A 26864-nucleotide genomic window follows, 5' to 3' on the forward strand; every position below is an offset into this window, starting at 1 on the left:
CCCCTGCGCCAGCGCAGCTAAATCCGCCCCGCGCGCCTTCGTTTAACTGGCACCTCCGTGCGCACCTTGATCTGGCTGCGTGTGGCCACCCATTGGCTGGAAGTCCGCATGAGTCGCATACCCAAAACCCGCCGCCACCTCTTGGCGGGCAGCCTCGGCCTGCTGGCCGTTGGCAGCCTGCTGGCCTGGAAGGCGCTTCCCTTGGGCGCCCTGCCCGTGAGTACCGTCGCGGTCACCCGCGCCGACATCGAAAGCAGCGTCACCGCCCTCGGTACGCTGCAGCCGCGAAGGTATGTGGATGTCGGCGCCCAAGCCTCCGGGCAGATCCGCAAGCTGCACGTAGAGGCTGGCGATCAGGTGCACACGGGGCAGCTGCTGGTAGAGATCGACCCCTCTACCCAGCAAGCCAGGCTGGACGCCGGGCGGTTTTCGATCGACAACCTCAAGGCGCAACTGGCCGAGCAGCGCGCACAGTACCGGCTGGCCACCCAGCAGTACCGGCGCCAGCGCGAACTGGCTGGCGCCGGCGCCACACGCGAGCAAGACCTGCAGGCAGCCGACGCCCAGCTCAAGGTCACCCAGGCCCGCATCGACATGATCCAGGCGCAGATCCGCCAGGCCCAGGCCAACCTGCGCAGCGATGAGGCGGAGCTTGGCTATACACGTATCTACGCGCCGATGGACGGCACCGTGGTGGCGGTGGATGCCCGTGAAGGCCAGACCCTCAACGCCCAGCAACAGACGCCGCTGATTCTGCGGATCGCCAAGCTCTCGCCGATGACCGTGTGGGCCCAGGTGTCCGAAGCCGACATCGGCAAGGTCAAGCCTGGCATGAGCGCCTATTTCACCACCCTGGCCGGCGGCAAACGCCGCTGGAACAGCAGCGTGCGGCAGATCCTGCCAATCCCGCCCAAGCCGCTGGCGCATGCCAGCCAGGGCGGCGGCGGCCCTGCCAGCGCCATCGCCGGTACCACAGGCAGCCAGGTGGTGCAGTACACCGTGCTGCTGGACGTCGACAACCCCGACGGGGCGTTGATGGCCGACATGACCACCCAGGTGTTCTTCGTCGCCGGCCAGGCCAGCCAGGTACTCACCGCGCCACTGGCGGCACTGGACGACAGCCAGGCCGATGACCTGCGCATGGCCCAGGTACTGGGCCAGGATGGCAAGGTCGAACAACGCACAGTGCGCATCGGCCTCAGCGACCGGCTGCGCGCGCAAGTGCTCGATGGCCTCAGCGAAGGCGAGCGCCTGGTCATCGGTGCGCCCCTGGCCAGCGGAGGTTGAATGGCCGTTCCCCTGATCGAACTGCGCGACATCCGCAAATCCTACGGTGGCATCGACACCCCCAAGGTCGACGTGCTGCGCGGCATCAGCCTGAGCATCCACCCTGGCGAATTCGTCGCCATCGTCGGTGCATCGGGCTCGGGCAAATCGACCCTGATGAACATCCTCGGCTGCCTCGACCGCCCCACCTCGGGCCATTACCTGTTCGCCGGCAAGGACGTGGCCCGGCTGGGCAGTGACGAACTGGCCTGGCTGCGCCGCGAAGCTTTCGGTTTCGTGTTCCAGGGCTACCACCTGATCCCTTCAGGCTCAGCCCAGGAAAACGTCGAGATGCCCGCCATCTATGCCGGCACTGCGCCCGCCGAGCGCCACGCCCGCGCCGCCGCCCTGCTGGAGCGCCTGGGCCTGGCCAGCCGCACCGGCAACCGCCCGCATCAATTGTCCGGCGGCCAGCAGCAACGGGTGTCGATCGCCCGCGCACTGATGAATGGCGGCCATATCATCCTTGCCGACGAGCCGACCGGCGCCCTGGACAGCCGCAGCGGTACCGAGGTCATGGCCCTGCTGGACGAACTGGCCAGCCAGGGCCATGTGATCATCCTGATCACCCACGACCGCGAGGTGGCGGCGCGGGCGCGCCGGGTGGTGGAAATCCGCGACGGGCTGATGATCAGCGACTCGGCCGGTGACCAGCCGCCAGACAGTGCGCCGCAAAACCTGCAAGCCGATGACCTGCGCCAGCGCCTGGACCGCGGTACGACCGTGCGTGGTGCGTGGCAAGGCGAGCTGCTCGAGGCGCTGCAGGCAGCCTGGCGGGTGATGTGGATCAACCGGTTCCGCACCGCCCTGACCTTGCTTGGCATCGTCATTGGCGTGGCTTCGGTCGTGGTCATGCTGGCCGTGGGCGAAGGCAGCAAACGCCAGGTCATGGCCCAGATGGCCGCGTTCGGCTCCAACATCCTCTACCTCAACGGGCGCCCGCCGACGCTGCGCGAGCCAGGTGGCATCGTCACGCTCGATGACGTCGCCGCCATCGCCGAACTGCCCTTGGTTCGGCGCGTCATGCCGGTCATCGGCGGCGACCTGATGGTGCGCCACGGCAACAACAACCAGAAGTTCTATGTGGGCGGCAACAACGTCGAATTCCCCGCCATCCTCAACTGGCCGGTCGTGCAGGGCAGCTTCTTCAGCGAGGCCGACGAACGCAGTGGCGCTGCCGTGGCGGTCATCGGCCAGAAAGTCCGCGACAAACTGCTGGCCCCCGGCACCGACGCGCTGGGTCAATACCTGCTGATCGGCAACGTGCCGTTCCAGGTCGTCGGTGTGCTCGCCGGCAAGGGCGCAAGTTCGGGTGACCAGAAGAGCGACGAGCGCATCGTGGTGCCTTACTCCGCCGCCTCCATGCGCCTGTTCGGCAGCCACGATCCGGAATACGTGATCATCGCCGCCGCCGATTCGGCCCGGATCGCCGAGACCGAAGCCGCGATCCAGCGCCTGATGCGCAAGCGCCATCAAGGCAAGGACGATTTCGAGCTGACCAACGATGCAGCCTTGATCCAGGCCGAAGCGCGCACACAAAACAGCCTTTCGCTGATGCTCGGGGCGATCGCTGCGATCTCGTTGCTGGTCGGCGGCATCGGCGTGATGAACATCATGCTCATGACCGTGCGCGAGCGTACCCGTGAGATCGGTATCCGCATGGCCACCGGCGCGCGCCAGCGCGACATCCTGCGCCAGTTCCTCAGCGAGGCGGTCATGCTGTCGATGGTCGGCGGGCTGAGCGGCATCGTGCTGGCGCTGCTGATCGGCGGCGGGCTGATACTCGCCGACGTCGCCGTGGCCTTCGCCCTGCCCGCCATTCTCGGCGCCTTCAGTTGCGCCGTCATCACCGGCGTGGTGTTCGGCTTCATGCCAGCACGCAAGGCCGCCCGACTCGACCCGGTCAAAGCCCTTACCAGCGAATAATCCATGACATTGCCAAGCCGCATCAGCCTGTTGACCCTGTGCCTGGGCCTCACCGCCTGCACTACCCCCCCTGCGCCCTCAAGCGGCATCAGCGCACCGCAACACTGGCAAGGCAAGGCCGCTGCGCCCGCCATCGCACTGCCATCGGGGCCCTGGTGGCAGGCGTTCGCCAGCCGTGAGCTGGACCACCTGGTCAAGCGCGCACAACACAACGCCCATGACCTCGCCGCAGCCGCGGCCCGCGTACGCCAGGCCCAGGCCCGCGCCGTGATCGCTGGCGCGCCGCTGTTGCCAGAGGTGCAAGGGAGCCTCGATGGCAGCCGGCAACGCCTGCTGCACGGCGAAGGGTCCGACCAGTTGGACGTCAGTAGCAGCGAGCCCACCTACACAGCCTTCGGCCTGCAACTGACCGCCAGCTACGAGCTCGACTTCTGGGGCGGCCTGCGCGCGGCGCGGGCGAGCGCGCTGCACGGCCTCGACGCCAGCCGCTTCGACCGCCAGACGGTGGAACTGACCTTGGTCAGCGCCGTTGCCGACAGCTACCTGCAAGGCCTGGCCCTGGAAGAACAACTGCGCATCGCCCGCCTTAACCTGCGCAATGCACGGGCGGTGCTGAACCTGGTCGAAATCCGCCAGCGCGCGGGCTCCGCGACCCGCCTGGAACTGGCCCAGCAGCGCAGCCTGGTGGCGGCTGTGGAGCGCCAGGTGCCGCTGCTCGAGCAAAAGCGCCAAGACAGCCGCGTCACCCTCGCCACCTTGCTCGGCGACCCGGTACAGGCCTTGCCGGCCAGCCGCCAACCGATCACCACCCTGCACTGGCCGGCAATCGGCAGCGGCGTTCCCAGCGAGCTGCTGACTCGCCGCCCCGACATCGCCGCTGCCGAAGCACGCCTGGCCGCCGCCAACGCCAATGTGCAGGTGGCCAGGGCGGCCATGCTGCCGAAGCTGACGCTGGGCGCCAACCTTGGCACGGGCGCGAACACCTTTGCCCAGGTGCTCGACAGCTCCTACTACACCCTCACTGCCGGCCTGGTCGCGCCCATCTTCAACAACGGCCGGCTGCGCGCCGCACGCGAGCTGGCCGAAGCCGAGCAGGACGAATTGCTCGAACAGTACCGCAGCAGCATCCTGGCCGGCTTTGCCGACGTGGAAAAAGCCCTCAACGCCATCGAGGGTGTGGAGCGTCAACGGCTGTGGCAGGACGAGGAAGTGGTGCAGGCACGCCAGGCCTTCGCCCTGGCACAACAGCGCTATGAAGCGGGTGCCGAGACCCTGCTGAGCGTACTGGAGACCCAGCGCACGCTTTACCTGGCCCAAGACCAGCAGGCGCAGTTGCGCCTGGCCCGCCTGCAGGGCAGTGTGGCGCTGTACAAGGCACTTGGGGGTGGCTGGCAGCTACCGCACTGAAAAGGCCGCGCACGGCTTGCGGCCGATGTTTTCAGCGCTGCGCCAACTTCAGATTGCGCGCGTACCAGGGGCGTTGCGGGACTTTCGGCCGCAGCTTGGCGAACAGGTCATCGTCGCCAAAGATGATGCGTAACGCCAGCTTCATGGTCTCCGGGTCCATCTCCACACTGCGCCCGGGCCGCAGCCCCGGTACCGTCGAGCAACCGTGGGTGTCTGGCCCCAGCCACGGGTCGGCCACTTCGACCCAGCGCCCAGGCGCAAACCACGGCACACCGTTGACGTCCAGGCGCCTGACCTGCCCCGGGTGCACCCGCTCATGGGCGCGGAACCAATCCTCGATACGGTCGTCGATCCAGCCGTGGAAGTGCCAGAACACCGGGTTTACATGGGATGAAAACGGATCGCCGAGGAAGTCGTTCTCGGCCTGGAACCAGCGTGCGGCAAAATCTTCCGGTTTGCGTGCGAACGGCACCGGCAGGCCACTGGAGGGGTCGCGCGGCACCGAAGCCCAGCGCATGTGCAGCCAGTCGTGCAAACCCAGCTCCATTTCCGAACCGAACTGCCCCAGCGTAAGCGTGCTCAGGTAGTGCGGGTCGGTGTACTTCGACTCCCATACCTGGAAGTTGGCGTGGAACGTATCGGGCGTCTTTATATCGCGCACCCATTGGGTGTACGCGGCATCGCCCGAAGCCAGCCAGGTAGGCGGCAAGGCATTGCCATCATGGTTGTCGAAATAGCGGGCGAAGCCGATGCGGTCGCGCTCAAGCTCAGGTTGCGGCAGTGGAAAACGCTTCCAGGAGGGTAAATCCTGATGGGCCCGGGCTGCACCCAGCATGTGCCGGTGCATGAAGAAGAAATCCACGCCCGAGCCGTTGCGGTCCTTGTGCCGGCCCCGCGCATCGCGTTCATGGCCGCGCGGCCCTGGCTGCCAGCCCAGGCCGCGCAGCGCCGCCTGTTGGTCCTTGTTCAGCTTGTGCCACTTGTCGCGCGAGGCATGCCAGAGCTGGTGGAACAATCGATGCTCCGGCGCGATCAGGCTCGCCAGCAAGGCCGGTGACAAGGGCGCCCGCTCCCGGGCCTCGGGGAACGGGCGCTTGAGCGCAAGAAAGCGGTTGTCCTGCTCGGGCAGGGTCAATGCGCGCCCCAGCGGCAGCATGCGGCCATTGAGGGTCGCCTGGCCGGCGTTGCCGAACCCGCCCCAGGCTTCGTCGAGGACCACCTGGCACTCATAGCTGACCTGGTCCTGCCCCGGCTGCGTCGAAAACAGCCGCCAGCGCAGTGCCCCTGGCTTGTCCCCCAGCAGGTCGCCCATCACGCGATAGCGCGGCTCTTGCGTACCCCGCAGGCGCTCGGGCGTGTCCAGGTAACCACGCAGGCCACGCCCACTGTGGGCCACGTCCAGCAACAGCTCCAGCTCCCCCTCAGGCAAGCCGTGCAGCCCTGCGTCCGCGCCCTGCGCCGTCCAACGCCAGCACCCGCGCAAGGTGTCCCCCAACTGCTGCAGGGGCGCATCGGCAAGTTCGACCACGGCTTCGCCCGGGGTTTCAGGAAACTGCTCGTCGAACTGCTGGCGCTGCACGTGCCGCACGTACAGCGCGGCGGGCACCGCCACGCCTGTCAATGCCACACCGGCGATGAAGCCGCGTCGAGAAATCGTCATTGCACTACCTGAGCATTCATTGCGGCCATGGAACACGGCCCGTCCAAGGCTAGAACGTTGTGCACCACGCAAAATTTACCGCCGCAGGCGGACCGCCCGTGGCGCAGCCAACGATAAATTTGCCCTGCCGTTGTTCGTCCACCTGATACCCAAGCCCTGCCCGCGCAGACCCTGAGCCGGCAGCCGCCCCGATCACCCGCGCAACGAGATGGCAATGACCAAGACCCGTTCCCGCAAAGCCCTGTACATCGGCCTGCCCCTGGCCCTGACCGTTGCCCTGGCAAGTGCCGCTGGCTACTTCTATTGGCAGCACCTGCACGCAGGCTACCCGCTGAAAATCGTGCAACAGGCTGAGCAGCTGCACGAGCACATGCTCTCGTTCGACAGCCATATCACCGTGCCCTTGAGCATGGGCAGCGAGGGGCACGAAGTGGACAAGGATGGTCCCGGCCAGTTCGACCTGGTCAAGGCCAACCGTGGCCGCCTCTCAGGTGCCGCCCTGACCGTATTCGGCTGGCCGGAAATCTGGAACGGCCCGAACGCTCCACACCGCCCTACCCCCGGTTTCGTCGATGCCGCCCGGCAAGAACAGGAAGGGCGTTACAAGATCATCACCGGCATGGTCCGCGACTTCCCCAACCAGGTCGGTATCGCCTACACCCCTGACGACTTCCGGCGCCTCAACGGCGAGGGCAAGTTCGCCATCTTCATCAGCATGCTCAATGCCTACCCGCTGGGCCACGACCTGTCGCAGCTCGACCTGTGGGCGGCACGTGGCATGCGCATGTTCGGCTTCAGCTACGTCGGCAACAACGACTGGGCCGACTCTTCGCGGCCGCTGCCGTTCTTCAACGACACCGCCGATGCCCTGGGCGGCCTGTCACCGCTGGGCGAGCAGGCAGTGAAACGCTTGAACGACCTGGGCGTGATCATCGACGTGTCACAGATGTCCACCTTGGCACTCGAGGATGTCGCTCGCCTGTCGCGCGCGCCAATCGTGGCTTCGCACTCGGCACCGCGGGCCATGGTGGATATCCCGCGCAACCTCTCCGACAAAGAGATGCAACTGATCAAAGAGAGCGGCGGCGTGATTCAGGTGGTTGGCTTCGGTCAGTACCTCAAGCCCCTGACCCAGCCAGTCGTGGACAAGCTCGATGCCCTGCGTGCGCGCTTCGACTTGCAACCGCTGCAAGGCCTGACCAATGCCTTGATGCCGGGCGACGCGGTGATTGCCATCTGGCCAGAGGCCCGCTTCGGCGAGTATGCAAGCTCGCTGTACGCCATCTTGGAAGACGAACCCAAGGCCACCTTGAAACAGTACGTCGACGCCATCGACTACACCGTGAAAAAGGTCGGCATCGACCACGTCGGCATCGCCTCGGACTTCAACGATGGTGGCGGCCTGGAGGGCTGGAAGGACGTCAGCGAAATCAGCAACGTCACCGCCGAACTGCTGACCCGCGGCTACAGCGAAACAGACATTGCAAAGCTCTGGGCGGGCAATTTCCTGCGTGCCTGGGAGCAAGTCCAGCGCGCTGCCCACCCTGTCGCCAACCGTTGAGCCGAGCCTGCCTACCATGAGCAACCGCCGTAGCTTCCTGAAACAGGCCGGCCTGCTGGCCGCAAGCCTGCCACTGCTGCCCCAGGCCCTGGCTGGCGCCAGCGCACCACTGAGCGGCCCCGACAAATGGCGCAACCTGCGCACGCTGTTCCCGCTCGACCCACAAGTCGCACACTTCGCCAACTTCCTGGTGACCGCCCACCCGCGCCCGGTACAGGCAGCGATCGACCGCCACCGTGCCGCGCTGGACCGCAACCCCGCCGCCCTGATGGACTGGGAAAGCCAGTACGAATGGCAGCGCGAGGATGAAGTGCGCGAGTGGGCCGGGCGCTACCTTGAAGTCAAACCGCGCCAGGTGGCCTTGACCGGGAGCACCACCGAAGGCCTGGCGATGATCTATGGCGGCCTGAAGGTCGGCGCCCACCAGGAGATCCTGGTCACCGAGCACGAACATTACTCCACCCACAAGGCGCTGGCCTTCCGCGCCCAGCGCCAGGGCACCCTGACCCGCAAGATCCGCCTGTTCGACGACCCGTGGACAGTCTCCACCGACCAGGTGCTCAGTACCCTGGACAAAGCCATCCAGCCGCATACCCGCGTGCTGGGCATGACCTGGGTGCACTCCGGCAGTGGCGTCAAGCTGCCGGTCGGCGAGATCGGCGCGCTGGTGCGCCAGCACAACCGCAACCGCAGCGAAGCCGAGCGCATCCTCTATGTGGTCGACGGTGTGCACGGCTTCGGCGTGGAGAACGCGCGTTTCGCCGATTTCAACTGCGACTACTTCATCGCCGGCACCCACAAGTGGATGTTCGGCCCGCGCGGCACGGGCATCATCTGCGCGGCCTCCACCGGCATGGAGCACCTCACCCCGACCATGGCCACGTTCTCCCGCGATGAGGACTTCGCCACCATCATGACCCCGGGCGGCTACCACGCCTTCGAGCACCGCTGGGCCGCCAATGAGGCCTTCAAACTGCACCTGGCGCTGGGCAAGGCCGACGTGCAACAGCGCATCCACCAACTCAACAGCCTGCTCAAGGGGCGCCTCGCCGAGCACCCCCAGGTGCAACTGGTGACACCGCGCAGCGAGCGCTACTCGGCCGGTTTCACGTTTTTCCGCATCAAGGACCGCGACCCCGACGCCGTCGCCGCCCACCTCACCGCCAACAAGGTGATGTGCGACGCGGTGTATCGCGATGTCGGCCCGGTGATCCGCCTGGCCCCCAGCCTGCTCAATGACGAACAGCAGATCGACCGGGCCATGGCCCTGATTACCCAACAACTCTGACAAGGCATCCCCATGACCGCTTCCATGCATCGCCTGACCCTGGCCGGCCTGCTGGCCGCCTGCAGCCTGCCGGCCCTGGCAGCACAAGCCGCCCAACCCCCGGGCACGGTGTTCCGTGACTGCGACACGCTCTGCCCGGAGATGGTGGTGCTGCCCGCCGGCACCTTCAACATGGGCACCCCGCCCGACGAAATGGGGCGCCAGGATGACGAAGGCCCACAGCATGTGGTGACCTTCGCCAAACCCTTCGCCATCAGCCGCTTCCAGGTGACCGCCGAGCAATGGGATGGCTACCTCAAGGCTACGGGCACGCGCATCGCCGACGGCGACGATCGCCCGGGCCGGCGCTGCACTGCCAGCAAGCCGAGTTACAAACAGGGCCCGCAGCAACCGGCAGTGTGCATGAGCTACCACGACGTGCAGGACTACGTGGCCTGGCTGTCGAAAAAGACCGGCAAGCACTACCGCATGGTCAGCGAGGCCCAACGCGAATATGCCGCACGCGGTGGCAGCACCGGCATGTACCCCTTCCCCATCGACCCAGACGCCACCTTGGAAATCAGCCAGCACGCCAACGTCTACGGCCCCAAGGATGGCTACAGCTACAGCTCGCCCGTGGGCAGTTACCCGGCCAACGCCTTTGGCGTGTACGACATGCACGGCAACGTCTATGAATGGGTCGCAGACTGCTACCACAACAGCTACGCAGGCGCCCCGGCCGACGGCAGTGCCTGGGGCCAGGCCAGCCGGGCCAAGGACAGCTGCAAGGTAGTAAGCATCCGCGGCAACGACTGGGGCGAGGCGCCGATCTTCTCCCGCTCGGGCAACCGCAACACCAATTTCCCGGAGCGCCTGGGTGACTGGCTGGGTGTTCGGGTGGTGCGCGACCTCTGAAGGTACGCGGTTAAATTGCCCTGCGGGCCACTCGTCATAACCATGTACTTCTGCCTCTGATCCAGGAATTCAACATGACCTCCAAAACCCGCGGGGCGCTGAGCGAGCTGTTCACCCTGCTCAAACCGTTCTGGCCGATCGTTTCCCTGTCGGTCGTCATGGGCATGGTCGGCGGCCTGAGCGTTACCGCCCTGCTGGCCACCATCAACAGCGGCCTGCACGCCGACGGTGGCCTGAGCAACGGCGTGATCCTCGGCTTCGCCGGGCTTTGTGCGCTGGCACTGGCCAGCTCGATCTGCTCCGACATCGGCACCAACTATGTCGGCCAGCACATCATCGCCAAACTGCGCAAAGCTTTGGGCGAGAAGGTGCTGTCGGCGCCGATCGAGCAGATCGAACGCTTTCGCAGCCACCGCCTGATCCCGGTGCTGACCCATGACGTCGACACCATCAGCGACTTCGCCTTTGCCTTCGCACCCCTGGCGATTTCGCTGACCGTAACCCTGGGCTGCCTGGGTTACCTGGCCACGCTGTCACTGCCGATGTTCCTGATGATGCTCGTGGCAATCGGTATCGGCAGCGTCGTCCAGTACATCGCCCGAGGCCGTGGCATCAAAGGCTTCATGGCGGCCCGCGACGCCGAAGACCGGCTGCAGAAGCACTACCACGCCATCGCCGAAGGCGCCAAGGAGCTGCGCATCCACCGCCCGCGCCGCCAGCGCATGTTCCGCCACGGCATCCAGGACACCGCCGATGCGATCTGCGCCACCCAGGTACGCTCGATCAACACGTTCGTCATCGCCAAGAGCTTCGGCTCCATGCTGTTCTTCGTGGTCATCGGCCTGGGCCTTACCCTGCAGTTCCTCTGGCCAAGCGCCGACCCCAAGGCCATCAGCGGCTTCGTGTTGGTGCTGCTGTACATGAAAGGCCCGCTGGAACACCTGATCGGCACCTTACCGGTGGTCAGCCGCGCGCAAATCGCCTTTCGCCGTATCGCCGAGCTTTCCGAGCAGTTTTCTTCGCCTGAACCGCACCTGCTGCTGGAGGACCACGGCAACCCGCCTGTGGTGGTCGACAGCCTGGAATTGCGCGAGGTGAGCTATGCCTACCAGGCCAGCCCAGGCGCCCAGCCCTTCCAGGTAGGGCCGGTGAACCTGCGGATCGCCCAGGGCGACATCGTCTTCGTGGTCGGAGAAAACGGCTGTGGCAAGACCACCCTGATCAAGTTGCTGCTGGGCCTGTACCCGCCGCAACAGGGGCAGATCCTGCTCAACGGCCAGGCCATCGACGCACAGGGGCGCGACGACTACCGGCAATTGTTCACCACCGTGTTCGCCGACTACTACCTGTTCGATGATGTGGTGCAGGGCGATACGCACATCCCCGACGACGCCAACCGCTACCTGGAACGCCTGGAAATCGCCCACAAGGTCAGCGTCAAGGACGGTGCGTTCAGCACCACCGACCTGTCCACCGGCCAGCGCAAGCGCCTGGCGCTGATCAACGCGTGGCTGGAAGAACGCCCGGTGCTGGTGTTCGACGAATGGGCCGCCGACCAGGACCCGACCTTCCGGCGCATCTTCTACACCGAACTGCTGCCGGACCTCAAACGCCTGGGCAAGACCATCATTGTCATTTCCCACGATGACCGCTACTTCGACATCGCCGACCAGCGGGTCCGGCTGCAGGCCGGCAAAGTCGTCGTAGAACACACGCCAGCCCTTGCCTGAACCCCACCCGGCGCGCCCCACGCGCGCCGGGTGCAGCTGTTTCACCGCCTGCCTAAATCACCCCCCTGCCCCTTCGTCTCTCTCAGTACGCTTAATTCTCCAGTGATGGCGAGACCGAGATGACACCCCAGAACCAATCCACCGATGACGCGCTGCTGGCCCTGCTCTGCGAGCTCGACGACACCGCCGCCCCTGCCGGTATCGTTGCCCACGGCGCCGACCACGCGCCGCTGTCGTTCGCCCAAGAGCAGCTGTGGCTGCTCGATCAGCTCGACCCCGATGCCGCCACCTACAACCAGCCGCGCGCCTTTGTGCTCCAGGGCCCGCTGCAGGCCCAAGACCTGCAACAGGCGCTGGACCGGGTCATCGACCGTCACGACATCCTGCGTACCCGCATCAACGAGGTGCAGGGCCATCCACGCCAGCAGGTCGACCGCGCGGCGCGCTTGAACCTGCGCTGCGTCGACCTGCGCGGGCAACCACCGCAGGTGTTGCACGAGGCGCTGCAGACCGAGGCCGCCACCCCGTTCGACCTCACCCAGGCTCCACTGCTGCGCGCCTGCCTGTATCAGCTGGGCGCGCAACGCCATGTACTGGCCCTGACCAGCCACCACATCGTCAGTGATGCCTGGTCCAACCCAGTGCTGCTGCGCGACCTCTCCCAGGCCTACGCCAACGTCTGCACCGGCAGTGACGGCCAGTTGCCTCGCCCTGCGGTGCAGTACCTGGACTTCGCCCACTGGCAGCGCGGCGCCTACCCGGCCAGCCCGGCCCACGAGCGCGCCGCCAGCTACTGGCGCCAATACCTGCAAGGCGGCCTGCAACGGCTGGAACTGCCCACCGATCACCCGCGCGACAGCCGTCCCGCCACGGCCGCCGGGACCTGCACCCTGGCCTTGCCCGCCGCGCTGTTCAGCCAACTGCAGGCCGCCTGCCGGGCCCATGGCCTGACGCCATTCATGGTGCTGCTGGCCGCCTGGCAGCTGGTACTCGGCCGCCATGCCCGGCAGGACGACTTCATCGTTGGTGTGCCCAATGCCGGGCGCAACCAGGAACAGGTGCAGGACCTGATCGGCTTTTTCGTCAACAGCCAGATCCACCGGGCGCGCCTGGACCCGCGCCAGTCCGTGGCCAGCCTGCTCGAGCAGGTGCGCAAGCACGCCCTGGCATGCCTGGAGCATGCCGACTACCCGCTGGAACAAGCGCTTGCTGAACAACGCCAAGGCAGCAACGGCGTGCTGTTCCACTGCCTGTTCAATTGGACCAGCGACAATGCCGAGCAGCCCGCGGCCGGTTTCCCAGGGTTGCACATCGAGCCGATGCCCAGCGCCCCCACTGCCGCCAAGTTCGACCTCAGCCTCAACGTTCATGCCGGTCGCGAGCGGCTGGGCATCAGCCTCGACTACGATGCCACGCTGTTCGAGGCGGCCACCGCTGAGCGGCTGGGTGAGGACTGGCTGGCCATCCTCCAGGCCATGCTCGACCACCCCCAGTGCGCCATCGGTGAGCTTCATGCGCAGCCTGCCGTGCAGCGTGAACAGTGGTTGGCCGCGGCCCAGGGCCCCGCAGGCGATGCCCTCGACGGCCTGGCCGTGCACCAGCAGTTCGCGCGCCTGGCGCAGCGCCACGGCGAGGCCGTTGCACTGGTGGCCGGCGACACGCGGCTAAGCTACCGCGCCCTCGACAACGCTGCCGAGCGCCTCGCCCGGCGCCTGCACACCGCCGGCATCGGCCCAGGCGAGCGTGTCGCGGTGGCCCTGGAACGCGGCGCGCCGCTGGTCGTCGCCCTGCTGGCCACCCTCAAGGCCGGTGCGGCGTACGTCCCGCTGGACCCCCAGTTCCCCGCCGAACGCCTGGCCTACATGCTTGAAGACTGCGGCGCCCCCCTGCTGCTGAGCCAGGCCTCGGTGCTGGCTGCCCTGCCAACGCCACGCCAACAGGTACTGCTGCTCGATGACGTCGACCTGCACGCCGCGCACCAGCCCGAACCGCCACTAGCCCTGGACTGCCCGCCGCAGCAACTGGCGTATGTGCTCTATACCTCCGGTTCGACTGGCAACCCCAAGGGCGTGATGGTGCCCCATGGCGCACTGTCCAACTTCGTCGCAGCCATGGCCAAGGCGCCCGGCATGCAACCGGGGCAGCGCCTGCTGAGCATCACCACCTGCTCCTTCGACATTTTCGGCCTGGAGCTGTACCTGCCGCTGTGCACCGGGGCATGCATGGTGCTGGCCGACAAGCACACCGTGCAGGACCCGGCGGCAATTCTCGACCTGCTGATCAGCGAACGCATCGACGTGCTGCAGGCCACCCCATCGACCTGGCGCATGCTGCTCGACAATGACCCCGAGCACCGCCTGCCCGCCCTGACCGCACTGTGCGGCGGCGAGGCACTCGGCGATGACCTGGCGGCAAGGCTGCTGGCCCGTTGCGCCGCACTGTGGAACCTGTACGGCCCGACCGAAACCACCATCTGGTCGGCGCGCCACGCACTGGCCCGCAGCGGCGCCCGCCCCGAACTGGGCCAGCCGATCGAGCGCACCGCCCTGTTACTGCTCGACGGCAACCTGCTGCCCAGCCCGCAGGGCGTACCGGCCGACCTGTACATCGGCGGCGACGGCCTGGCCCAGGGTTACCACCAGCGCCCCGGCCTGACCGCCGAACGCTTCGTGCCGCACCCCTACGGCAAGCCCGGCGAGCGCCTGTACCGCACCGGCGACCTGGCGCGCCGCCACGCCAGCGGGAGCCTGGACTTCCTTGGCCGGGTCGATCATCAGGTGAAGATCCGCGGCTTTCGCATCGAGCTGGGCGAGATCGAATCGGCCCTGCTCACCCTGGACGCGGTACGTGAAGCGGCAGTGGTCGCCCGCGACGGCGTCGATGGCGCGCAGCTGGTCGGCTATGTAGTACCCGCCAGCACGCCCGCCGACAGCCAGGCATTCATCGAACACTGCCTGGCAGCGCTGCGTGAGCAACTGCCGGGCTACATGCTGCCAGCACGCCTGCACCTGTTGCAGGCCATGCCCCTGACCCCCAACGGCAAGCTCGACCGCAAGGCCCTGCCGGTGGTCGACGACAGCCCGGCACAGGCTCGCTACCAGGCGCCGGCGAGTGACCTGCAACGCCAGGTTGCGGCTACCTGGGCCGAGCTGTTGAAGGCCGAACGGGTCGGGCTGGGGGATGATTTCTTCGCCCTGGGCGGGCATTCGTTGCTGGTGGCGCGGGCGGTCTCGCGCCTGCGCCACGAGCTGGCGCTGAACTTCCCCCTGCGCCTGCTGTTCGACCAACCGCGCCTGGGCGACTTCTGCCAGGCCCTGGCGCAGCTGCAAACGGCCACCCCGCTGGCCATGCCGGTACGAACCGCGCGCGACCAACTGCCGCTGTCTTACGCACAGGAGCGCCAGTGGCTGCTGTGGAAGCTGGCCCCAGACAGCAGCGCCTACCACATTCCCAGCGTACTGCGCCTGCGCGGCCCGCTGGATGTCACCGCCCTGAACCGAGCCTTCGACCAACTGATCGCCCGCCATGAAGCGCTGCGTACCTGCTTCACCCTTGAAGGTGAGCAGCCGCGCCAGCACATCCTCGCCCCCTGGTCGCTGAACGTGCAGGGCGTGCCGCTTGAAGAAAGCCAGTGCCAGGCCTTCATCACAGGCCTGCTCGGCCAGCCCTTCGACCTGGCCAGCGGCCCGCTGCTGCGCGTAGGCCTGGCACGCCTGGCGGCCGACGACCACGTGCTGGTGCTGGTGCAGCACCACATCGTCTCCGATGCCTGGTCGATGCAGGTGATGGTCCGCGAGCTGTGCGCGCTCTATCAAGGCCAGGCCTTGCCCGCACTGGCACTGCAATACGCCGACTTCGCGGCCTGGCAGCGTCGCTGGCTGGATGACGGCGAACGCGAGCGCCAGCTGGCCTACTGGCGCACACGGCTGGCCGGCGAGCAACCGGTGCTCGAGCTGCCCTGCGATCACCCCCGCCGCGACGATGCCAAGCGCCCGGCGGCACGCTTGCATCTGGCATTGCCCACGGCACTGGGCGAAACCGTGCAACGCTTCGCCAGCGCACACCAGGCGACGGTGCCGATGGTGCTGCTGGCGGCCTGGCAGGCCCTGTTGCACCGCTACAGCGGCCAGCCGGACATCCGCATCGGCGTACCGGTGGCCAACCGCAACCGCCTGGAAACCGAGCAATTGATCGGCTTCTTCGTCAACACGCTGGTGATGCGCGCCGAGTGCACGGCCGACCTGTCGTTTGCCGGGCTGCTGGCGCAGACCCGCCAGGCCATGGTCGAAGCCCAGGACCACCAGGACCTGCCCTACGAGCAACTGCTCGAAGCCCTGCTGCCCCAGCGCGGCCCACGCCAGGGCTTGTTCCAGGTGCTGTACAACCACCACCAGGCAGCCGACGCCACGCCACTGGGTGCGCTGCGCCTGGAGGCACTGGACAGCCAACCCCAGGAGGCCCAGTTCGACCTGGCGCTAAGCACGGCCCAGGGTGAACAAGGCCTCAGCGCCAGTTTTACCTACGACCGTACGCTGTTCGACGCTACGACCCTGCAACGCCTGGCCAGGCACTGGCTGAACCTGCTCGAACAGGCCTTGGCCCAGCCAGGGCTGCCGCTCGCCCGGCTGGCCCTGATGGACCCGGCCGAACGTTTGCAGGTCCAAGAGGCCTGGAACGGCGCCCCGGTCGCCCACCCACAAACGCAAGCGCTGGCTGCACGCATCGAGTCCCAGGCACAACGCCAGCCGCAGGCCGTTGCCCTGCGCTATCAGGGCCAGGCCTTGAGCTACGCCGAGCTCAACCAGCGCGCCAACCGCCTGGCACACCGCCTGATCGCGGCGGGCGTGGGCGCCGATGTGCCGGTGGGCCTGGCCGCCGAGCGCGGCTTCGCACTGATCGTCGGCATGCTGGCCATCCTCAAGGCCGGCGGCGCCTACGTGCCGCTCGACCCCGCGCACCCGGCAGAGCGCCTGGCTTTCGTGGTCCGCGACAGCGGCATCAAGGTGCTGCTCGACCAACCCGGCCTGCTCGCCGAACTGCCCGCGCACGATGGGCTGCTGCGCCTGGACCTGGAGGCCGGCTACGACGACCAGCCGGTGCACAACCCCGCACCGCGCAGCGGCGTCGACAACCTCGCCTACGTCATCTACACCTCCGGCTCCACCGGCCTGCCCAAAGGCACGCTGCTCAGCCAGCGCAATGTCCTGAGGCTGTTCAGCGCCTGCGATCGCTGGTTCCGCTTCGACCACAATGACGTCTGGACCTTGTTCCACTCCTTTGCCTTCGACTTTTCGGTGTGGGAGATCTTTGGTGCGCTGCTGCATGGAGGCCGCCTGGTGATCGTGCCGCACGCCTTGAGCCGCGACCCGCAGGGCTTCCTGCAACTGCTGGTGGACGAGCGTGTGAGCGTACTCAACCAGACGCCATCGGCATTCAAACCCCTGACCCAGGCCGCATGCAGCGCCGCCTCGGCAGACCTTGCCCTGCGTCATGTGATCTTCGGCGGCGAAGCGCTCGACGTGGCGGCACTGCGCCCCTGGTTCGAGCGCTTCGGCGCACAGCGGCCACAACTGGTGAACATGTACGGCATCACCGAAACCACGGTGCACGTCACCTATCGACCGATTGGCCTGGATGACGTGAACCGCACGCTGAGCCCGATCGGCGAACTGATCGACGACCTCAGCGGCTACCTGCTCGACGGCGAGCTCGAACCGGTTCCGGCGGGCTGCATCGGTGAGCTGTACATCGGCCAGGCTGGCCTTGCCCGAGGCTACCTCAACCGCGCCGGGCTGAGCGCTACGCGCTTCATCGCCAACCCGTTCTCCTCCCAGCCCGGCAGCCGCCTATACCGCACCGGCGACCTGGCGCGCCGCCGCAGCGACGGCACCCTCGAATACATCGGGCGCATCGACCAACAAGTGAAGGTGCGCGGCTTCCGTATCGAACTGGGCGAAGTCGAGGCCAGCCTGCTGGCGCAGCCGGCGGTGGCCCAGGCGGTGGTGATCGCCGACCAGGGGCCCGCCGGCACCCGCCTGCTCGCCTACCTGGTGGCGCATCACGGCCAGGGCGGCGACACCGCCACCCTGCGCGCCGCGCTCAAGGCGCAGCTACCCGACTACATGGTCCCGGCCCACTGCATGTGGCTCGAACAGCTACCCCTGACCGTCAACGGCAAGCTCGACCGCAGCGCCCTGCCGGCACCGGCCGACAGCCCTGCCCAACGCCCCTTCCGCGCGCCCCACACAGCGTTGCAAGTGCAACTGGCTGGCATCTGGCAACAGGTGCTCGGTGTGCAGGCGGTGGGCCTGGACGACGACTTCTTCGAGCTGGGCGGCCATTCGCTGCTGGTGATCAACGTCGTCTCGCGCATCCAGCTGGAGCTGGGCCGCGAGCTGACCCCACAGGCCCTGTTCCAGCACCCGACCCTTCAAGCCCTCGCGCTGCACCTGGACACCACTACAACCGCGGTCGATGAAAACAAGCTCGACACCCTCGAAGCCTGGCTCGACGAAATGGAGGAACACTGATGGACAGCACTGCCGCTTCGAGAATCGCCAAGCGCTTTGTCCTGCTGCCGCTGGAAAAGCGCCGGCAGTACCTGATGAAGATGCGCGAGGAAGGCCTGTCGATGGCCAGCCTGCCGATCCCTCAGGTACGTGAAGCGTTCGACCGCCTGCCGTTGTCGTTCGCCCAGCAACGCCAATGGTTCCTCTGGCAGTTCGACCGCCAGGCCAGCGCCTATCACATCCCCTGCGCCCTGCGCCTGCGAGGCGCACTGAACGTGGCGGCGCTGCAGGCCAGCCTCGAGGCGCTGGTGCATCGCCATGACAGCCTGCGCACGCGTTTCGTCGAAGACGAGCACGGCGTGGCGCAGCAGGTGGACGCCACCGTCGCCGTCGCTCTGACGCTGACCACGCTCGATGAGCAGGCCCTGCAGGCGCATATCCAGGCGCGGGTACGTGAACCGTTCGACCTGGCCTGCGGCCCCTTGTTGCGTGCCGAGTTGCTGCAACTGGGCAGCGATGACCATGTGCTGCTGCTGGTGCAGCACCACATCATCAGCGACGGGCGCTCGATGCAGGTGATGGTCAAGGAGCTGACCCACTGCTATGCGCGCTTCAGCCAGGGCCTGGCCAGCCAGTTGCCTGAACCGCAGCTGCAGTACGCCGACTACGCCATCTGGCAACGCCACTGGATGGAAGCCGGCGAGCAGGAACGCCAGCTCGACTACTGGCGCCAGCGCCTGGGCAGCGAAGTGCCGGTGCTGGAACTGCCGTTGGACCGGCCACGCCCGAGCGTGCAGCGCTTCGACGGGGCGCGCCTGCCGCTGGCCATCCCACCGGCCCTGGCCCTGGCCGTGCGCCAGCTTGCCCAGGCCCGCCAGGCCACACCGTTCATGGTGCTGCTGGCCGCGTTCATGGCCCTGCTGCACCGCTACACCCGCCAGCAGGACATCCGCGTCGGCGTGCCCAGTGCCAACCGCAACCGGGTCGAGGCAGAAGACCTGATCGGCTTCTTCGTCAACACCCTGGTCATCGATGGCCAGTGCCAGCCGACCCTGTCCTTCGAGCAACTGCTCGACCAGGTCAAGGCCACCACCTTGCAGGCCCAGGCCCACCAGGACCTGCCCTTCGAGCAACTGGTCGAGGCTTTGCAGCCAGCGCGCAACCTCAGCCACAACCCCCTGTTCCAGGTCATGTTCAACCACCAGGTCGGCGCGCCCCAGCCGAACGAATCGGCCCTGGGCCACGGCCTGGCCATCGAGCCGCTGCCACTGGCAGGCGAGACCGCGCAACTGGACCTGACCCTCAACACCTTCGAGGACGCCCAGGGCCTGAGTGCGAGCCTGACCTACGCCACCGCCCTGTTCGACCACAGCTCCATCCAACGCCTGGGGGACCACTGGCTGCGCCTGCTGGCGCACGTGGTGCAGGCTCCGCAGCAGGCGCTGGGCGAGATCACGCTGCTGGCCGATGACGAACGCCAGCGCTTGCTCACTCAGTGGAACGCCACCACCCACGCCTACCCGGCCACGCCGTCGCTCCACGCCCTGGTCGAAGCCCAGGCACGCCGCACGCCCGATGCCACCGCACTGCTGTTCGGCGACAGCGCGCTGAGCTACGCCCAGCTCAACCGCCAGGCCAACCAGCTGGCGCACGCCCTGATTGCCCAAGGCGTGCGCCAGGACACGCCGGTCGGCATCGCCGCCGAGCGCAGCCTGGAGCTGGTGGTTGGCCTGCTGGCCATCCTCAAGGCCGGCGGCGCCTACGTGCCGCTGGACCCTGAATACCCCGCCGAGCGCCTGAGCTACATGGTCGAAGACAGCGGCATCGGCCTGCTGCTGACCCAGGCGCACCTGCGCGAGCGTCTGCCGCTGCCGCCCGGGCTGCCGGTGCTGCTGCTCGACCAGGCGCCCGCCGCGCAGCCCGAACATGACCCGCAAGTGCCGTGCACGCCCGAGCAACTGGCCTACGTCATCTACACCTCCGGCTCCACCGGCCGCCCGAAAGGCGCAGGTAACAGCCACCAGGCCCTGGCCAACCGCCTGCAGTGGATGCAGGCGGCCTACGGCCTGGATGCCAGCGATACAGTGCTGCAGAAGACGCCCTTCAGCTTCGACGTGTCGGTGTGGGAGTTCTTCTGGCCGTTGATCACCGGCGCCCGCCTGGCCATTGCCGCGCCGGGTGACCACCGCGACCCGGCGCGCCTGGTGCAACTGATCGTCCAGCATCAGGTCACCACCCTGCACTTTGTGCCCTCGATGCTGCAGGCCTTCCTGCTCGACGACCAGGTCAGCCGCTGCAGCAGCCTGCAGCGCATCGTCTGCAGTGGCGAGGCGCTGCCGGTGGAGGCGCAGCAACAGGTGTTCACGCAGTTGCCCCAGGCCCAACTGTACAACCTGTACGGGCCCACCGAAGCGGCCATCGACGTCACCCACTGGACCTGCCGTGACGAGGGCAAGACCGGTGTGCCGATTGGTCAACCGATCGCCAACCTGGCCTGCTGGATCCTCGATGCCGGCCTGCAGCCGCAACCCGCTGGCGTGATCGGCGAGCTCTACCTGGGCGGAGTGGGCCTGGCCCGCGGGTATCACCAACGCCCGGCGCTGACCGCCGAGCGCTTCGTTGCCTGCCCGTTCCAGCCTGGCGCGCGCATGTACCGCACCGGCGACCTGGCGCGCTACCGCGCCGACGGCGTGATCGAGTACTGCGGGCGCATCGACCACCAGGTGAAGATCCGCGGCCTGCGCATCGAACTCGGTGAGATCGAAGCGCGGCTAATGGAACAACCCGCCATCCACGAGGCCGCCGTGCTGGCCGTGGACAACCAACTGGTCGCCTACCTGGTGGCCAGGGCCGGCGAGCCGCTGCCTGAGCGCGAGCAACTGAGCCAGGCACTGCTGGCCCACCTGCCCGACTACATGGTGCCCAACCAGTGGTTGTTCCTGCCGCGCATGCCGCTGAGCCCCAATGGCAAGCTCGACCGCAAGGCCCTGCCTGCCCCAGGGCTGGCTCAGGCCCAGGCCAGCTACAGCGCCGCCGAAGATGAACTGCAGGCACGCCTGGTGCAGGTCTGGCAGCGGGTGCTCAAGCGTGAGCACGTGGGCATCGATGACAACTTCTTCGAGCTGGGCGGCGACTCGATCGTGTCCATCCAGCTGGTGAGCCAGGCACGACGCGACGGCCTGCACTTCACCCCCAAAGACCTGTTCAGCCACCAGACCGTGCGCACCCTGGCGCAAGTCACCCAGACCCAGGCCGAACCGGCCGAGGCCGCGTACCGGCCTGCCAGCGGTCCCAGCCTGCTACTGCCGATGCAGCAGCAGTTCTTCGCCCAGGCCGTGCCGCAGGCGCAGCGCTGGAACCAGTCGGTGATGCTCAAGGCCAACCAGGCGCTGGCCCCGGCCCACGTGCGCCAGGCGCTCGCCGCGCTGCTGGAGACCCACGATGCCTTGCGCCTGCGCTTCAGCCAGGTGCAAGGCCAGTGGCAGGCTCACTTTGCCCCGCATACGCCCGACGACGACCTGCTCTGGCTGTTCGAGCCAAGCCAGGGCGACAGCTGGCAGGACCTGTGCGACCGCGCTCAAGGCAGCCTCGACCTGGGCCAAGGCCCGTTGCTGCGCGCCGTGCTGGGCGTGGTCGACGGTGAGCAGCGCCTGCTGCTGGTGATCCACCACCTGGCCGTGGACGGTGTGTCCTGGCGCATCCTGCTTGAAGACCTGCACGGTGCCTATTCCCAGGCGGTTGCCGGCCAAGCCTGCGCGCTGCCACCGCGCACCCTGTCGGTGCAGGACTGGGCCCTGCGCCTGCAAGCCTACGCACAGAGCCCGGCCGGGGAGCAGGAAGCCGCCTTCTGGCAACGCCAGTGCGCCGATATCGACAGCAGCCTGCCGGTGCTCGATGCGGACGTTGCGCTGCGCCTGTGCGACAGCCGCAGCGTCACCACCCATCTGGATGCCGCGACCACCACGCGCCTGCTCACGGATTGCCCGGCGGCCTACCGCACGCAGATCAACGACCTGCTGCTGGCCGCCCTCGCCCGTGTGCTGCAACGCTGGACCGGCGCCTGTGACCATCTGGTGCAACTCGAAGGCCATGGCCGCGAAGCCTTCGCCGACTTCGAGGCCGACCTGACCCGCAGCGTCGGTTGGCTGACCAGCCTCTACCCGGCCCGCATCAGCGCCGGCAGCTCGCTGGCCGAAGCGATCATGCTGACCAAGGAACAGCTGCGCGCCCTGCCGGGCAAAGGTGCGTTCTTCGGCGCCCTGCGCAGTTTCGCCAGCCCGGCGATACGTGAGGCCCTGGCCGCACTGCCCACTGCGCGCATCACCTTCAACTACCTGGGCCAGTTCGACAGTGGCCACGACGATGCCGCCACGCTGTTGCGGCCGATCCCCGCAGACAAAGGCCGCGAACAAAGCCCCGATGCGCCGTTGCAGAACTGGCTGGCCCTCAATGGCCAGGTGTTCGACGGCGAACTGCGCTTGAACTGGAGCTTCAGCCAGCGGATGTTCGAGCCGGCTCAACTGCAGCACCTGGCCGACGACTATGCCGCCGAGTTGCGTGAGGTGGTGGCCTTGTGCGGCCAGGGCGTACGCCTTGGCCTCACCCCTTCGGACGTGCCGTTGGCCCGGCTTGGCCAGGCCCAACTGGCCCTGTTGCCTTTCGCCTGCGACCAGGTCGAAGACATCTACCCGCTGTCCACCGTGCAGCAGGGCATGCTGTTCCACACCCAGGACGCCGGGGCCGGGGACTTCTACATCAACCAGACCAGCGTCGAGGTCCAAGGCCTGGAGGCGCCACGTTTCATCGCTGCCTGGGGCCGGTTGGTGGAGCGCCACGAGATGCTGCGCAGTGCCTTCTGGCAGGCGCCGCAACTGAGCGAGCCACTGCAGGTCGTGCTGCGTCAGGGCCAGCTCGACGCCAGGACGCTGGACTGGCGCGGCCAGGCCGTCGAGCCGGCGCGCCTGGCCGCCGCCGCGGAAGCCGAGCGGCGTCGCCCGTTCGACCTGCTCGCCCCACCTCTGCTGCGCCTGTTGCTGGTGCGCCTGGATGACGAGCGCCACCAGCTGATCCTGACCAGCCACCACATCCTCATGGATGGCTGGAGCCAGTCCCGCCTGCTCGGTGAACTGTTCCAATGCTACGCCGGCCAGGCGTTGCCGGCTCAGCAAGGCCGTTACAGCGACTACATCCGCTGGCTGCAGGCGCCGGCACAACAGGCCAGCGAGGCGTTCTGGCGGCCACGCCTGGCCGAGCTGCAGGCCCCTACCCAGCTGGCCGGCGTGGCCGGTAGCCGCAGCGCCCAGCAAGGCCACGGCGCGCTCTACCTGCACTGGGACGAGCAGCGCACCACCTGGCTGCGCGAGCAGGCCCAACGCCTGCGCGTTACCCCCAACACCTTGGTGCAGGCTGCCTGGGTGCTGCTGTTGCAGCGTTACACCGGCCAACAGACCGTGTGCTTCGGCGCCACCGTGTCCGGTCGCCCGACCAGCCTCCCGGGTGCCGACAACCTGCTGGGGCTGTTCATCAACACCTTGCCGATCATCCAGGCCCCGCACCCGGCTCAACCGGTGCAGGACTGGCTGCAACAGTTGCAGACCTGCAACCTGGAAGTGCGCGACCACGAGCACACCCCGCTGGTGGACATCCAGCGCTGGGCCCAGAGCAATGGCCAGGCGCTGTTCGACAGCATCATCGTGTTCGAGAACTACCCCATCGATGAACGCCTGCAATCGGCCGGTGCCGCCGGCCTGCGTTTCGGTGAAGCGCAACTGCGCGACGTCACCAACTACCCGATGGACTTGGCGGTGCACCTCAATGCCCGTCTGCGCATCGAGTTCCTCTACCGCCAGGACCATTTCCAGGCGCCGCAGGTGGAGGCCATCCGCAGCCACTTCGACACCTTGCTCGAACGCCTGCTGAGCCACCCCGAGGCGGCCGTCGGCACGCTTGGCCTGCTCGACACCGTCGTGCAGCCGCAGCCACAGCCCGGCGTGAGCCCTGAGCATGACCTGGCCAGCCTGATCGGCCGCCATGCCCAGGCGCGTGCAGACCAGGTGGCGGTGCGCTGCGACGGGGTGCAACTGACCTACGGGCAACTGGAAGAGCAGGCCAACCGCCTGGCCTGGACCCTGCTCGAACGCGGTATCGGGCGCGAGGACCGGGTGGGCATCGCCCTGGACCGCTCGGTGCGCACCATCGTTGCCTTCTACGCGGTGATGAAAGCTGGCGCGGCCTATGTGCCGCTGGACATCGACTACCCCGCCGAACGCCTGCAATGGATCATCGGTGACGCCGACGTGGCGCTGTTGCTGACCGACAGCATCATCGGCGAACGCCTGGGCGTGGCCCCCGAGCGCCGCTTGGACCTGGACCGCTGCGAGCTGTCCGCGCAGCGACACGCCCCGCAACGGCAAGCGCTGGACGATCAGCTCAGCTACATGATCTACACCTCCGGCTCCACCGGTAACCCCAAGGGCGTGGCCGTGGCCCGCGGCCCACTGCGCATGCACTGCCAGGCGATCATCGAACGCTACGAAATGGGCCCGTCGACCCGCGAGCTGCTGTTCATGTCGTTCGCCTTCGACGGGGCTCAGGAACGCTGGCTGTCGACCCTGATCAGCGGGGGCCTGCTGGTGGTCCGTGGCAACACCCTGTGGACCCCACAGCAGACCTGGGACGTGCTGCATGCCGAGGCCATCAGCATCGCCTGCTTCCCGCCGGCCTACCTGCAGCAACTGGCTGAATACGGCCAGGCCCAACCGGCACCGCCCCCGGTGCGCATCTACTGCTTCGGCGGCGATGCGGTGGCCGATGCCAACTTCGAGCTGGTCAAGCAGGTGCTCAAACCGCACTACCTCACCAACGGCTACGGCCCTACCGAAACCGTGGTCACCCCATTGCTGTGGAAGGTGCCGGTGACGGCGCGCTGCGAAGCGGTGTACGCCCCCATTGGCGTGGCCGTGGGCAACCGCACGCTGCATGTGCTGGATGATTGCCTCAACCCGCTGCCGGCAGGCCTGGCCGGGGAGCTGTACATCGGTGGCGAGGGCCTTGCCCGCGGCTATCACCGCCGCCCGGGGCTGAGTGCCGAGCGCTTCGTCGCCGATCCGTTCAGCGCCACTGGTGGGCGCCTGTACCGCACCGGTGACCTGGTACGCCAGCGCCCGGACGGGGTATTCGACTACCTCGGGCGCCTGGACAATCAGGTGAAGGTCCGCGGTTTTCGTATCGAACTGGGCGAGATCGAGGCGCGCCTGCGTGATATCGCCAACGTGCTCGATGCGGTGGTGGTGGCGCGCGAGGCTGCCAACGGTAAGCAGCTGGTCGGTTACGTGGTACGTGGCGACGGCGAGCGTGCTGTCACGCCGATGCTCGAGCACCTGCGCCAGGTGCTGCCCGACTACATGGTACCGGCGCACCTGATGGTGCTCGATGCGTTGCCGCTGACCCCCAATGGCAAGGTCGATCGCCGCGCACTGCCCGAGCCTTTGCTGCGCGAGCGCCAGTACCAGGCCCCGGCGGATGACCGCCAGCGCGCCCTGGCGGCGATATGGGCCGATGTGCTGGGCCTGGAGCAGGTCGGGGTAAGTGATCACTTCTTCGAACTGGGGGGCGATTCACTGAGTGTGCTCAAGGTGCTCTCGCGCTTGCGCAACCAACCGCAACTGGGCCTGAACCTGAAGCTGCGCGACCTGATCGCCCGCCCGACCATCGCCGAACTGTGCCCGGCCGAGGCGGGCGAGCAGGCGGCGCTCGACCCACTGCTGCTGCTCAACCGCAAAATCGAACGCCAGGCCCCGCTGTTCTGCCTGCATGCGGGCTTCGGCACAGTGTTCGACTACCGCGCACTGGCTCAGCGGCTGGACGGCGTTTGCAGTGTCTATGGCCTGCAGAACCGCATGCTGCTCGACCGCCAATGGCAGGACGAGTCGCTCGACGCCATGGCCATCGACTACGCCCAGTACATTCGCCAGAAGCAGCCCCACGGCCCCTACCGCCTGCTGGGCTGGTCGCTGGGTGGCACCCTGGCGCTGCTGGTGGCCCGTGAGCTGGAGCGCCAGGGCCAGCAGATCGACCTGCTCGGCCTGGTTGACCCGTATGTACCGGGTGAGCCAGGTGCGGCGCTGGACGAAGACTGCGGTGGCGACTTGCGCGCCTTCCTCGCCGTGGTCGGTGGCCGCTCGGCCGACAGCCTGCCGCTGTTCCCGGTAGCGGCCAATGCCGATGCCACGCAGTTGCAGGCACTGATCGAGCAGAGCCTGGGCGCAGAGGCCAGGGACGGCCTGCAAAGCAGCGAGGAGTTGGCGCGCACGTTTACCGTCGCTATGACCCTCAAGGCCCTGTCGCTGCAAGTGCACGCCCTGCCCGCGGTACGCGCCAGCCTGGACTGCTGGTGGGCACAGAGCAGCGAAGCGGGCGTCTGCCAGGCCTTCGAAGCGCGCCATGCGATCCACTCCAGCCAGCGCCTGGCCGCTGATCACTACGCCATCGTCAGCCATGGCGCACTGCTCGAAACCGTGCTTCAGCGCCTGCAGCCGGTGGCCGCACACACCCTGTGAACCTG

10 protein-coding genes are annotated in these 26864 nt (G+C 67.5%); 9 read left to right on the forward strand and 1 reads right to left on the reverse strand.

Annotation, left to right across the window (positions count from 1 at the left end; genetic code table 11):
• The first annotated feature begins 108 nt into the window (after positions 1-108).
• Genes ACIPZC_RS17335 through ACIPZC_RS17345 form a run of 3 tightly spaced genes read left to right on the forward strand, consistent with a single transcriptional unit; the run spans position 109 to position 4659 of the window.
• Complete coding sequence (locus ACIPZC_RS17335) at positions 109-1287, forward strand: efflux RND transporter periplasmic adaptor subunit (protein ID WP_400628393.1); 1179 nt, start codon at positions 109-111, stop codon at positions 1285-1287.
• Positions 1288-3252 (forward strand): MacB family efflux pump subunit, encoded by a 1965-nt coding sequence (locus ACIPZC_RS17340; protein WP_400628395.1) that lies wholly within the window; start codon positions 1288-1290, stop codon positions 3250-3252.
• A 3-nt stretch (positions 3253-3255) separates the two neighbouring features.
• On the forward strand, positions 3256-4659 hold the full coding sequence (locus ACIPZC_RS17345; RefSeq protein WP_400628397.1) for an efflux transporter outer membrane subunit: 1404 nt from the start codon (positions 3256-3258) through the stop codon (positions 4657-4659).
• A 31-nt stretch (positions 4660-4690) separates the two neighbouring features.
• Here ACIPZC_RS17345 and ACIPZC_RS17350 read toward each other — a convergent pair whose 3' ends face one another.
• Positions 4691-6319: a twin-arginine translocation signal domain-containing protein gene (locus ACIPZC_RS17350; RefSeq protein WP_400628399.1), complete on the reverse strand. Its 1629-nt coding sequence runs from the start codon at positions 6317-6319 to the stop codon at positions 4691-4693.
• Positions 6320-6533: 214 nt separating this feature from the next.
• Here ACIPZC_RS17350 and pvdM point away from each other — a divergent pair, with 214 nt between their 5' ends.
• From pvdM to ACIPZC_RS17380, 6 genes are all read left to right on the forward strand, one after another.
• Positions 6534-7880, forward strand: coding sequence for a pyoverdine-tailoring dipeptidase-like protein PvdM (pvdM, locus tag ACIPZC_RS17355; protein WP_267817467.1), 1347 nt, complete (start codon positions 6534-6536; stop codon positions 7878-7880).
• Positions 7881-7896: 16 nt separating this feature from the next.
• Positions 7897-9168 carry an aminotransferase class V-fold PLP-dependent enzyme gene (locus ACIPZC_RS17360; protein ID WP_349976302.1) on the forward strand — a complete coding sequence of 424 codons (1272 nt, stop codon included), beginning with the start codon at positions 7897-7899 and terminating at the stop codon, positions 9166-9168.
• 12 nt (positions 9169-9180) lie between these two features.
• Positions 9181-10062, forward strand: coding sequence for a formylglycine-generating enzyme family protein (locus tag ACIPZC_RS17365; RefSeq protein WP_400628402.1), 882 nt, complete (start codon positions 9181-9183; stop codon positions 10060-10062).
• Between the two features lie 74 nt (positions 10063-10136).
• Positions 10137-11792, forward strand: a complete 1656-nt coding sequence (locus ACIPZC_RS17370; RefSeq protein ID WP_400628404.1) for a cyclic peptide export ABC transporter — start codon at positions 10137-10139, stop codon at positions 11790-11792.
• 119 nt (positions 11793-11911) lie between these two features.
• Positions 11912-18322, forward strand: a complete 6411-nt coding sequence (locus tag ACIPZC_RS17375; RefSeq protein ID WP_400628406.1) for an amino acid adenylation domain-containing protein — start codon at positions 11912-11914, stop codon at positions 18320-18322.
• Positions 18322-26859, forward strand: a complete 8538-nt coding sequence (locus tag ACIPZC_RS17380; RefSeq protein ID WP_400628408.1) for an amino acid adenylation domain-containing protein — start codon at positions 18322-18324, stop codon at positions 26857-26859. Before ACIPZC_RS17375 ends, ACIPZC_RS17380 begins: the two co-directional genes overlap by 1 nt.
• Positions 26860-26864 lie beyond the last annotated feature (5 nt).

The organism is Pseudomonas sp. NPDC089743, from assembly GCF_044748785.1.
Classification (GTDB): domain Bacteria; phylum Pseudomonadota; class Gammaproteobacteria; order Pseudomonadales; family Pseudomonadaceae; genus Aquipseudomonas; species Aquipseudomonas putida_X.